The sequence below is a fragment of the Myxococcaceae bacterium JPH2 genome, assembly GCA_016458225.1.
Lineage (GTDB): Bacteria > Myxococcota > Myxococcia > Myxococcales > Myxococcaceae > Citreicoccus.
Map to the genome: position 1 here is coordinate 43,113 of JAEMGR010000012.1, position 12,678 is coordinate 55,790.

General features: G+C 71.6%; 5 protein-coding genes. 1 reads left to right on the forward strand and 4 read right to left on the reverse strand.

Annotation, left to right across the window (positions count from 1 at the left end; translation table 11 throughout):
- Nucleotides 1-28 precede the first annotated feature (28 nt).
- On the forward strand, nt 29-874 hold the full coding sequence (locus JGU66_19775; protein MBJ6763011.1) for an NAD-dependent protein deacetylase: 846 nt from the start codon (nt 29-31) through the stop codon (nt 872-874).
- Between the two features lie 25 nt (nt 875-899).
- Here JGU66_19775 and JGU66_19780 read toward each other — a convergent pair whose 3' ends face one another.
- The 4 genes from JGU66_19780 to JGU66_19795 all read right to left on the reverse strand — a co-directional run bounded on the left by JGU66_19780 (nt 900) and on the right by JGU66_19795 (nt 12,677).
- Nucleotides 900-3,329 (reverse strand): penicillin acylase family protein, encoded by a 2,430-nt coding sequence (locus JGU66_19780; GenBank protein MBJ6763012.1) that lies wholly within the window; start codon nt 3,327-3,329, stop codon nt 900-902.
- Nucleotides 3,326-4,735, reverse strand: coding sequence for an MFS transporter (locus JGU66_19785; protein ID MBJ6763013.1), 1,410 nt, complete (start codon nt 4,733-4,735; stop codon nt 3,326-3,328). The genes JGU66_19780 and JGU66_19785 overlap by 4 nt, the downstream gene beginning before the upstream one ends.
- Nucleotides 4,736-4,822: 87 nt before the next feature.
- Nucleotides 4,823-9,352, reverse strand: a complete 4,530-nt coding sequence (locus JGU66_19790) for an acyltransferase domain-containing protein (GenBank protein ID MBJ6763014.1) — start codon at nt 9,350-9,352, stop codon at nt 4,823-4,825.
- Nucleotides 9,345-12,677 (reverse strand): amino acid adenylation domain-containing protein, encoded by a 3,333-nt coding sequence (locus tag JGU66_19795; GenBank protein MBJ6763015.1) that lies wholly within the window; start codon nt 12,675-12,677, stop codon nt 9,345-9,347. The genes JGU66_19790 and JGU66_19795 overlap by 8 nt, the downstream gene beginning before the upstream one ends.
- Between the last annotated feature and the right edge of the window lies 1 nt (nt 12,678).

Sequence of the window (12,678 nt, forward strand, 5' to 3'; positions counted from 1 at the left end):
GGCAGGGGAGCGTTATAAGGCCTGTCCCATGGACGCTCCGATCGCAGCCGCTGCTGGCGTAGAGGCCCTGGCCTCGCTGTTGCGCGGGCGCCGCATCGTCGCGCTCACCGGCGCGGGGTGCAGCACCGAGTCCGGCATCCCCGACTACCGAGGCCCCGGCACCCGCGCGCGCGCCCGCAACCCCATCCAGCACCGCGAGTTCCTCACCAAGCCCGAGGTCCGGGCGCGCTACTGGGCGCGCAGCCTCCTGGGGTGGCCCCGCTTCTCATCCGCCCGTCCCAACGCCGCGCACCACGCGCTGGCGAACCTGGAGCGCGACGGACACGTGCTCGGCCTCATCACCCAGAACGTGGACCGGCTGCACCACGACGCGGGCAGCGTGCGAGTCATCGAGCTGCACGGTGCGCTGTCGCGGGTGCGCTGCCTGGACTGTGGCGGCATGGAGACTCGGCCGGACCTCCAGAATCGACTGCTGGCGCTCAACCCGGACTTCTCGCACACGCCGACGGAGTGGCGTCCGGACGGTGACGCCGAACTGCCCGTCGAGGCGGTGCAGTCCTTCCGAGTCCCCGCGTGCCTGCGCTGCGGCGGCACGCTCAAGCCGGACGTGGTGTTCTTCGGCGACAACGTGGCGCTCCCCATCGTCGAGGAGGCGTTCTCGCTCCTGGAGGAGGGCGACGCGCTGCTCGTGGTGGGCTCGTCGCTCGCGGTCTACTCGGGGTTCCGCTTCGTCACCCGCGCCGCCGAACGCCACATGCCCATCGCGCTGCTGAACATCGGCGAGAGCCGAGGCGACAGCCTGGCGGACGTGCGCGTGGAGGCGTCCGCCGGAGAGGTGCTGCCTCGGCTCGCGGAGCGGCTGGCCCGGGGCTGAGCGCGCCCGGGCCGCGCTTCCTGACTCACGCCTTCGCCGCGGGCTCCAGCGTCAGCGTCTGCTTCTGGTGCGCTTCCACCGCGTCGCGCGTGGCGAGCATGGGGTGGAACTTCACGTCGCGGATGAGGTCCAACATGTCGTCGCGGTGCGGGTGGTACAGGTGCTCGGACTGCCCGGGCCCGTGCACCGACACCGACTTCGACAGGTCGCTCATGTCGACAATCATCCGCAGCGCCGTGCCGTGCACGACGGTGAAGGGCCGGTTCCACAGGAACGACGCGCCATCCACCGAGTAGTTGTCACCGCGCGCGGGCACCGTGCGCGTGTTGAACACGCGCCGCACCGGGCCTGGAATGGCCGGGCCGCCGAGCATGCCGTGCGCATACGTCAGCGTGTGCACCTTGCCCCACGCCCAACCCGAGGGCTGCGCCCCGAACTTCTCGATGAGCCACTTCGCCGCCTCGGCCAGGGAGCGGCGCAGGATGTCGTCCCGCGTCTCCTTCTCCGGCGTCTTCGGGTCGTCCCACCACGGGCTGTCCGGCTGGGACATCAGCCCGATGATGAAGGGCATGTGCAGGCTGCCGTGGCGCTCGTACTCGCTGGCCAGGTAGCGCTCCACCAGCTCCGGCCCCAGCTTGTGGCGCAGCACGTTGCGCAGGATGTGGATGTACCAGGCCTGGAACGCGGTCGCGCCCACGCGGTCCGTCTCGAAGCGCAGGTCCCACGACTTGAGCGCGTCCATCACGCGCGCCTGGGACTCGTCCGCGGGTGACACCGCCAGCAGGAAGGGCCTGAGGGCCTCGGCGGGCAGCGAGTACGTCTCCGACTGGATGCGCTGCATGTCCTCGACGGTGTGCTGCGTGCCCTGCGCCAGCAGGTCCGTGATGCGCTTGGCGCGGTAGCCCGGGAACCAGTTGTGCGCGATGAGGTACGGGTATTCGTCGGAGGTGATCTTGTTGTTCGCCGTGACGGCGAAGCCCGCGGGCGGGTTGAAGGACGCGGGCAGCTCCTCGAAGGGGATGTAGCCCTGCCACTCGTACTCGCCGCCCCAGCCGGGCATGGGCAGGAGGCCCTGGTGGCCGCCCGCGCGAATCGGAATCTTCCCCGTGGACTGGTACGCGATGTTCCCCGCCGTGTCCGCGTAGACGAAGTTCTGGCCCGGGCTCTCCCACAGCGCCATGGCGCCCCGGAACTCCTCCCAGTTCGTCGCCAGGTTCAGCCGCAGCAGCGAGTTGACCAACGGCTTGCACTCGAACAGCGCCCAGCGCAGCGACAGCGGCTCGCTGTCCGCCAGCACGCGGCTCATCACCGTGTTCATGATGGGGCCGTGCACGGTGGAGCGGACCTCCAGCGCCACGGGCGCCGCGCCGCGCACGGGAATCTCCTCGCGGCGGATGTCCAGGTCGTGCCACTCGCCCTGGAACAGGTACTGCCGGGGCGCCTTCACGTCGTCCAACTTCTCGATGTAGAAGTCCTGGGTGTCCGGCCCCAGGTTGGACATGCCCCAGGAAATCTTCCCGTTGTGCCCCACGACGATGAGCGGCACGCCGGGCAGCGAGAAGCCCACGTGGTGGAAGCGCCCGCCGTGCAGGCCGTTCTCGTACCAGGTGGACGGCAGCCCCAGGCCGATGTGGACGTCATTGCACAAGAGCGGCTTGCCGCTCTGCGTGCGCTGGCCGTGCACCACCCAGTTGTTGCTGCCCGAGACGATGTTGGGGTCGCCCAGCACGCCGTCGATTCCGTCCAGGCCCTCCATGGCCTTCACGCCCTGGAGTCCCGTCAGCCGGGCCTCGGGCGGGACGATGAGCGGCGTCTCGGGCGCGTTCTGCGGGAGGATGGCGTTGGCGACTTCCTCGCCAGCCTCCGCCACCAGTCTCGCGCGCAGCAGCTCCAGCCGGTGGTTGCCGCCCAGCATGAGCGACAGCAGGTTGCCGCGGATGAGCGTGTCCATCGGCGTCCAGGCCTCGGGCGTGACACCCAGGACGCTGAACTCGTAGGACAGGGGCTCGTTGGCCACGCGCGCGTTGATGCCGGCGGCGTAGGCCTCCAGCATGGCGCGCGCCTCGGGGTCCACCTGCTCCCAGGTGCGCTCGGCGACGCGGCGCAGGCCCAGGGTGAGCATGAGCTGATCCGCCGCGACGCCCATGGGCCCCACGGCGCTGGCCAGCCGCCCGTTGCCGATGCGGCGGCCCATCTCCAACTGCCACATGCGGTCCTGCGCGTGGACGTAGCCTTGCGCGAAGAAGAGGTCGTGCTCGTCGTTCGCGAAGATGTGCGGCACGCCCCACGTGTCGCGAATCACCTCCACCTTGCCGTGGAGGCCCTGCAGCGTCCGCGAGCCCTGCGTGCGCGGCCAGCGGCGGCGGGCCAGCCAGGGACCCAGGCCGGGGCTCGCCACCGCGAAGGCGGACGGCAGCATGCGCAACATGCGCAGGATGTTGTTGAGCGCGCTCATGACGGGGTGGCTCCGGGCGAGGGTGTGAGCGGGGCGACGTCGGAATCCGAGAGGCTGGCGGGCGTGGGCACCTCGGGCAGCGCGTCAGGCAGCTCGGACTCCACGTTGCGCACGCGCGGGTTGAGCCACGCCATCAGCACGTTGATGAGCACGACGATGCCCAGGAAGAGGAACAGCAGCGCGATGCCGCGCCCCGGGCCCACGCCGAACACCCGGCCGAAGCTGTTCGCCAGCAGTCCACCCGGCGCCATCCACGGCTCGAACATGTGGTCGGCGAGCGGACCCGCGGCGAGGCTCGCCAGCGGCGGCGCGCACAGCACGAACATGCGCTTGACGGAGCTGGTCCGGCCCTGGAGGTCAGGCGGAATCTTCCGCTGCCAGATGGCCGCGCTGCACGCGGACATGGGCGGGGTGCAGAACAGGTAGAGCGTCGCGGCCGTGGCGACGATGGGCACGCTGGGCAGCGGCGCGGCGAGGAACAGCACCAGGCCCGAGAGAATCTGGAACCCGAACATGCCGAGGATGAGCCGCTTGGGTCCGCCCCACACGCCCATCATCACGCCGCCCGCGAGCGCGCCCGTGCCGGCGATGGAGAGGATGACGCCGAGCGTGGGGATGTCCGTGAAGCTCAGCACCAGCGGGGTGATGAGCACCGACACCAGCGCGAGGATGAAGTTGGTGAGCAGCGAGTAGCACAGGAGCCCGAAGAGTCCGGGCCGCGCGCGGATGAAGGCCCAGCCCTGACGAATCTCCTGTGGCAGTGAGCCCTTGCCCACCTGGCCTTCCTTGCTGGCCGTGGGCCGGGGGAAGCGCACGAGCAGCAGCGTTCCCACCGCGAACACGAACGAGGACAGGTCCGCGAGGATGACGCCCTGCAGGCCCACGCTCGCCACCAGCGCGCCGGCGATGATGGGCGAGAGAATCTGTCCCGCGCCGTGCGCGATGTCGCCCATGGCGTTGGCGCGGCTCAGGTGCTCCTTGGGCACCACCAACGCCACGGTGGCGTAGAAGGCGGGCCAGCGGAACGCGCCGAAGCACGCGGCCAGGCCGACGGGCAGATAGAAGTGCCACGGGCGCACCTCCATGAGCCCGTGGTTGCCGGCCACCACCAGCGCGAAGATGAGCAGCGTGCTCACGCCGCTGCCCAGGTCGGCGAGCAGCATGGCGCGTCGGCGGTCCCACCGGTCGATGTACGCGCCAGCGATGGGCGCCAGGACGACCATGGGCGCGAAGTAGAAGAAGGTGAGCATCGCGAACTGCGTGGTGGATTGGGTGTCTCGGAAGATCTGCACCCCCACCGCGAAGCTGGTGAGCCCCGAGCCGAGCAGCGAGACGAGCTGTCCCAGCCAGGTCATCCAGAAGACCTTCTGGGGATTGGTGACGGTCATGCGTTGCAGAAGGCTCATTCTGGCTCTCGCTCGTCGTAGGCGCGTAGGGGAAGGGCCCACCCCCGGTTCGTACACCGTGTGGGCCCCGTCAATCCATGGGTCGACTCAGCCTTGCTCCAGCTCCGCGAGCAAGGCCTCCAACTCGGCCGGATCCACCTGCTTCGCGCTGGCCTCGACGATGGCCACGGACATGACCTCCACCGTGGGCGAGTCGAACAGCGCGCGCATGGGCAACTCGACGTGGAACGCCTCGCGGATCCGCGAGAGCACCTGCACGCCCAGCAGCGAGTGGCCGCCCAGCTCGAAGAAGTTGTCGGTGACGCCGACTTCCTCCACGCCGAGCAGGTCCCTCCAGATGCCCGCCACGCGCTCCTCGGTCTCGTCCCGAGGTGCGAGGAAGGGATTGGCCAGCGGCGGCCTCGGGTGGCGGTTCGCGGGTGTGGCGGCGCCCGCGGTGGCCTGGGCCTGTCCCGTCGTCGCGGCCTGACGGCGCGTGGCGAGCGAGCCCCGCGTCACTACCCACCGTCCACCCTGGGGCAAGGTGAGCAGTCCGCGCAGCAGGCGGAAGCCCTCGGCGGGGGGGATGACGGCCTCGGGGCGGAAGCCCTCGCCGACGCCCCACACGTCCCAGTCCACCGCGAACCAGCGCGTGCCCACGCCGCGCGCCTGGCGCGCCACGAGCGCGTCCATGCCCGCGTGCGCGGCGGCGACGGCGCTGCACGCCATGCCACCCAGCACGGTGGTGAGTGACGAGTGCACCGCCACGAAGTCTGGCTTCCGCGAGGCGAGGACGGACACGAGCTGGGTCAGTCCGCCCAGGCGCGCGCGCAACAGCGGCGCACTCGCCTCGCGAGTCGACTCGGCCACGGGGATGCGGGCGGACATGCCCCCGTCTCCCGCCGCGTAGAACACGCCGTCCACCGTACCGAAGCGAGACTCCGCGAGCTGGAACGCGCGCTCCAGCTCACCGGGCTCGCCCGCGTCCGCGCGCAGCGCCAGCACCTGGGCTCCGGCGCGCTCCAGTCCGCGCACGCGCTCGATGGCCCGCGACGTGACGTCCTTCGCGTCGTGTCCCGAGAGCCACGCGTTCCACTCCTCGGGCGCGGGCAGTCCCTTGCGAGACAGCAGCACGAGCCGAGGCCTGGCCGCGGCCGTCAGCTCCTCCGCCAGCGCGAGGCCCACGCGTCCCAGGCCGCCCACGATGACGTAGACGCCGCCCTGCTTCAGCGACGCGGACGCGGTGGGTTCCGCCCCGGGCTCGAACGCCTCGACGTGGCGGTGCGCGCCGCGCAGCGCGACCCCGTCGGAGCTGTCCTGAGCCAGCTCCGCCACCAGCCGCTCCACCCAGGGCGAGGTCAGTTCGGCCTGCTCCCCAGGCCACGTCACGTCCACGGCGCGAGAGCGCAGGCCCGGATACTCCTGGGCCATGACGCGGCATGCGCCCACTGCCGCGGCCTGCCACGGATCCAAGGGCTCCTCGCCCGTGACATCGCGCGCGCCGCGAGTCACCACGTACAGCGACACCGGCGCGGCCTCCGCACTCGGGCCCACCGCGCGGCCCAAGGCCATGAGGCCGTGGAACGTCACGTCGAGCGTGGCCTCGCTGGCGGGCGTGCCCATGGCCGTCAGCGGCCACAGGTACGCGATGCGCTCGGGCGTCCAGCCCTCGTCACGCAGCCGCTCCAGCGTCTCGCCCATCGTCTCCGGGCTCACCGCGTAGCGGCGCTGCGCGGGCGCGTCACCGCGCTCGGGCGCCACCAGCGTCACCACGTCCGCACCCGCGCCCCGCAGTCGCTCCGTCACGCGCGCCGCGAGAGCCGTGTCCGACTCCAGCACCAGCCAGCGCTGGCCCTGGAGCGACGGCACCGTCACCGAGGCCGGCGTTCGAGGCCAGACGGGCGCGGACAACTCGAGGCCTCGCACGTCCGACGAGGCTCGCACTGCCGAGGCAGCCACGGCCGCGCGAGCGGGAGGCGGTCCTCGGAGCAGGTCGAACCGCTCGCGCTGGAAGGGATAGCCGGGCAGTCCCACGCGACGGCGCGGCTCGCCCTTGTAGCCGCGCGACAGCTCCACGCGGCCTCCCGCGAGCCACAGTCGGCCCGTGGCCTCCGTCAGGTGGCTCAGCGCGTCCTGCTGCGCGTCCCGAGGACCCGGCAGCGAGGTGAGCACCATCGGGTGCGTGCCCGCCGGAGCGTTGCGCCGCAGCAGGGTGGCCAGCGCGTTGCCCGGGCCAATCTCCAGGAACACGCGCTCCGAGTTTTGGAGCAGCAGCGTGGCCGCGTCGCCGAAGCGCACGGCCTCGCGCAGGTGCCGCGTCCAGGCGCGTGGGTCCGTGGCCACCGCCTCCGTCACCCACGTGCCGGTGAGGTTGGACACGTAGGGAATCTTGGGCGGCGACAGGCGCACGCGCGCCACTTCGCGCGAGAACGCCTCCAGCACCGGATCCATCATCGCGGAGTGGAACGCGTGCGAGGTGTGCAGCCGCCGCGTCTCCACGCCGCGCTGGGTGAGCGCGGCCTCCAGCGCGACGATGTCCGCCTCGGGCCCCGAGGCCACCGTCAGCCCCGGCGCGTTCGCCGCCGCGATCGACACGCCCGAGGGCAACAGCGGCGACAGCTCCGCCTCCGGCAGGTGCACGGAGAGCATCGAGCCCGAGGGCAGCGCCTGCATCAGCCGGCCCCGCGTCGCCACGAGCGACAGCGCGTCCTCCAGGGAGAACACGCCCGCGAGACACGCGGCCACGTACTCACCCAGGCTGTGGCCCACCATCGCCTCGGGCTCCACGCCCAGCGAGCGCCACAGTTGTGCGAGCGCGTACTCCACCGCGAACAGCGCGGGCTGCGCCAGCTCCGTGCGCCGCAGCAGGGCCTCGGCCTCCTCGCCGCCTTGGGCGGGGAAGAGCACCGCGCGCAAGTCACGCCCCAGTCGAGGCGTCAGCGCGTCGCAGCACGCGTCCAGGTGCTTGCGGAAGACAGGCTCGGACTCATAGAGGCCGCGCGCCATCCCCACGTGCTGCGTGCCCTGACCAGAGAACACGAACACCACCGGACGGCGCGTGTTCGTGCCCGAGCCACCGAGCGCACGCCGCGCATCACGCAGCGCCTCGCGGGCGTCCGCGGTGTCACGGCACACGAGCACACGGCGGTGCTCGTACGCGCGACGCCCCACTTGCAGCGTGTAGGCCACGTCGGCCAGGGGCAGGCTCGGATTCGCGTCCAGGTGCTCGGCCAGCCGGGTCGTGGCCGCCTCCAACGCGGCGGGCGTCCGAGCCGACAGCGTGAGCACGTGCCACGGGCGGCGCGATGCGGTGGCCGCGGACGGGGGAGGTGCCTCCTCCAGCACCACGTGCGCGTTGGTGCCGCCGATGCCGAAGGCGCTCACGCCCGCGCGGCGAGGTCCGCCCCGCGACTCCCAAGGCCGGGCCTCGGACGTCACGAAGAAGGGCCCGCCCGCGAAGTCGATGGCCGGGTTGGGGCGCTGGAAGTGCGGCGTGGGCGGCAGCTCGCGATTCTGGAGCGCGAGCACCGTCTTCATCACGCCCGCCACACCCGCCGCGGCGTCCAGGTGGCCGATGCTCGCCTTGAGCGAGCCGAGCACACAGCGCTGCGCGCCGAGCTCCGTGCCACCGAACGCTTGATTCAGCGCGGCCACTTCAATCGGGTCGCCCAGGGGCGTTCCGGTGCCGTGCGCCTCCACGTACTGGATGTCGCCGGGCTCCACGCCCGCGATGCCGAGCGCCTCGGCGACGACGGCCGCCTGGCCCTCCACGCTGGGGGCCGTGTAGCCCACCTTCGCGGAGCCGTCGTTGTTGATGGCCGTGCCCAGGATGACCGCGTGGATGGTGTCCCGGTCCTTCACCGCGTCGGAGAGGCGCTTGAGCACCACCACCGCCGCGCCGGCGCCGCGCACCGTGCCCTTGGCGTCCGCGTCGAAGGCTCGGCAGTACCCGTCCGGGGAGAGGATCATCCCCTCCTGGTACAGGTAGCCCGCCGTCTGCGGGAACGACACGGAGGTGCCGCCCGTGAGCGCCATGTCGCTCTCACCCGACAGCAGGCTCTGGCAGGCCAGGTGGATGGCCACGAGCGAGCTGCTGCACGCCGTCTGCACCGCGACGCTGGGGCCGCGCAGGCCCAGTCGGTGCGACACGCGCGTGGTGAGGTAGTCCTTGTCGTTGGCCAGCATCAGCGCGTACGTGCCGGCGGTGTCCAGCAGGTCCGGCTGGCGGGTGAGCGCGCGCAGCAGATACGAACTGGGGCTCGTGGCGCCGAACACGGCCACCGCGCCCGAGATGCGCTCGGGGTCATAGCCCGCGTGCTCCATCGCCTCGAGCGAGCACTCGAGGAACAGGCGCTGCTGCGGATCCATCAGCTCCGCCTCGCGCGGGCTGTAGCCGAACAGCGCCGCGTCGAAGTGGCTCGCATCCTCCAGCACGTACGACGCGCGCACCCACTGGGGCTGCTCGCGCATGGCGCGCGGCACGCCGGCTTCGTCCAGCTCCGCGTCGGTGGGCACCCGTCGCGCATCCGCGCCGCGCCGCAGGTTGTCCCAGAAACCCTTCAGGTCGCGCGCCCCGGGGAAGCGCCCCGACAGGCCGACAATCGCGATCCGCTCCACGCCATCCACTGCGTCACTCATCCATCTCTCCGTCCGTCTCCACGCGTCCCCTCGTACTGCCCACCCGACGGTTCACCGTGCGGCGCGCTTCGGCGCGAGCCCGCCCGGCCTGCGCCGCGTCCACCGCGGGCGCCTCGTCTCGGCGCGACAGGCGCTCCGACAGCGAGCGCACCGTGGGGTACTGAAACAGCTCCGTCAACGCCAGCTTCGCTCCCAGCTCCGACGTCAACCGGCGATGCAGCTGGAGCGCCAGCAGCGAGTTGCCACCCAGCTCGAAGAAGGCGTCATCCAGACCGACCTGCTCCACATGGAGCAGCTCCTTCCACGCCTGGGCAATCTTCTGCTCCACGTCCGTGCGCGGCGCCTCGAAGGGCCGCGACGGATCCGCCTTGCCCGTCTCCGGCGCGGGCAGCGCCTTGCGGTCCGCCTTGCCGTTGGGGCTGAGCGGCATGCGCTCCAGCACCACGACATTGGACGGCACCATGTACTCGGGCAGCCGGTCGCGCAGCCACGCGCGCAAAGCGCCTGCGTCCACCGCGCCCTCGCGCGCCACCACATACGCCACGAGCCGCTTCTGGCCGGGCTTGTCCTCGCGCGCCAGCACCACCGCCTGTCGCACGGTGGGGTGCTTCTCCAGCGAGGACTCGATCTCGCCCAGCTCGATGCGCAGGCCGCGAATCTTCACCTGGAAGTCCGCGCGGCCCAGGTACTCGACCTCCCCGTCCGGCAGCCACCGCGCCACGTCACCCGTGCGGTACATGCGCGCGCCGGCCGTGGCCGCGTGCGGATCCGGAATGAAGCGCTCGGCGGTGAGGTCCGGCCGGGACAGGTAGCCCCGGCCCACCTGCACGCCGCCGATGAACAGCTCGCCCGCCACGCCCTGCGGCACGGGCTGCAGCTCCGCGTCCAGGATGAGGATGCGCGTGTTCGCCACCGGCTTGCCGATGGGCACCGAGCGGCGCCCGTCGTTCGCCACGCACGCATGATAGGTCACGTCCACGGCCGCCTCGGTGGGGCCGTAGAGGTTGTGCAGCCCCGCGCCGGGCAGCTTGCGCAGGCACGTCTCCTTCAGCTCCAGCGGCAGCGCTTCACCGCTGCACACCACGCGGCGCAGCGAGACGCAGCTCTCCACGCCGGGCTCGTCCAGGAAGGCCTGGAGCATGGACGGCACGAAGTGCAGCGTCGTCACGCCCGCCTCGGTGATGAGCCGAGACAGGTACGCCGGCTCTTGGTGGCCACCGGGCCGCGCCATCACGAGCTTCGCGCCCGTCATCAGCGGCCAGAAGAACTCCCAGACGGAGACGTCGAAGCTGAACGGCGTCTTCTGCAGCACCACGTCGTGGGCGCGCAGCCCGTAAGCAGCTTGCATCCACAGCAGGCGGTTGACGACGGGGCCGTGCGCGTTCATCGCGCCCTTCGGCCGGCCCGTGCTGCCCGAGGTGAAGATGATGTACGCGAGCGAGTCCGGCGTGGGACTCGAGTCCGGCGCCGTGGTGGGCTCGCGCGCGATGGCGTCCCAGCCCGTGTCCAGCGTGAGTACCTGGGCGCCGTGCGAGGCAGGCAGCCGCGACAGCAGCCGCTCCTGCGCGAGCAGCACCGTGGGACGCGCGTCCTCCAGCATCCACGTGAGGCGCTCGGGCGGATAGCCCGGGTCCAACGGCACGTAGGCCCCGCCCGCCTTGAGCGTGCCGAGCAGCCCCACCACCATCTCCAGCGAGCGCTCCACGCACAGGCCCACGCGAGACTCAGGACCCACGCCTCGCGCGCGCAGCGCGTGCGCCAGCTGATTGGCCCGCGCGTCCAACTCCCGGTAGGTGAGCCGCGCGCCGTCGTACTCCAGCGCGACCGCGTCCGGAGTCCGAGCCGCCTGCGCCTCCATCAGCGACGTGAGCGTGGCGCCCTCGGGCATGGGCGCCGCGGTGTCATTCCACTCCACGAGCACGCGGCGGCGCTCGGCCTCCGGCAGCACGGGGAGCTGGGAGATGGCCGTGTCCGGCCGGGCGACCACGCCCTCCAGCAGCTCGCGGTAGTGCGCGAGCACGCGCGTCGCGGTCTCCGCCTCGAACAAGTCAGTGCTGTACTCGGCGGTGACACGAAGCCCCTGGGGCAGGTCCACCACGAGCAGCGACAAGTCATACTTCGTCGTGCCCGTGTCCACGGGCTGCGACTCCATCACCAGCCCCGGTGCCTCCAGGGGCGGCATGGGCGCGTTCTGGAGCACGAACATCACCTGGAACAGCGGCGTGTGGCTCAGGTGTCGCTCGGGCTTGAGGCCGTCCACCAGTCGCTCGAAGGGGACGTCCTGGTGCGCGTACGCGTCCAGCGTCGTCTCGTGCACGCGGCGCATCACCTCGCGGAAGGTCGGGCGTCCGGAGAGGTCCGCGCGCAGGGCGAGCATGTTGACGAACAGGCCGATGAGCCCCTCGACCTCCGTGCGCGAGCGGCCCGCGATGGGCGTGCCCACCACCACGTCGTCCTGGCCCGTGTAGCGCGACAGCAGCACCTGGAAGGCGGACAGCAGCGTGACGAACAGCGTGCGCCCCTCGCGCTGCGAGAGGGCCTTGAGTCCCTGCGTCAGCTCGGGGGACAGATGGAAGACCTGCCGCGCGCCGCGCGAGCTGAGCAGCGCGGGCCGAGCCTTGTCCGCCGGCAGCTCCAGCAGCGCGTTCGGGTTGAGCCGCTGCTTCCAGTACGCGAGCTGACGCTCCAGCTCCGCGCCCTGGAGCCAGTCGCGCTGCCACGCGGCGTACTCGGCGTACTGGAGGGGCAGGGGCTTCAGCGGGGACGGCTGTCCCTCGGCGCATGCGCGATAGAGCGCGGCCAGCTCGCTGACGAACACGCCCATGCTCCACCCGTCCGAGACGATGTGGTGCATGTTGACGAGCAGCACGTGCTCACGCTCCGACAGCCGCAGGAGCGAGGCGCGCCACAGCGGCCCGCGCTCCAACCCGAAGGGCTGCTGCGAGAGCGCCACCACGCGCGCGCGGGCCTCTTCGTCGCGCTGAGCCTCGGGCACGCTGGACAGGTCCACGACCTCCAGCTCCAGCTCGGCGCTGGTCGAGATGACCTGCTGCGGCCGACCGTCGCGATCCTGGAACGTGGTGCGGAGCGTCTCATGGCGCGCCGCCAGCAGCTTGAGGCCCTGGCGCAGCGCCTCCAGGTGCACCGTGCCGGACATCCGCACCGACACGGGCATGTGGAGCGCGGCGCTGCCCGGACTCCACTTGTCCAGGAACCACATGCGCTCCTGGCCGAAGGACAGCGGCGCCTGCTTCGTCGCCTGCGCTTGCTTGTCCTTCAGCAGCAGCGCCAATCGGGCGCGCTTGTCATCGGGGTTGGACGCCATG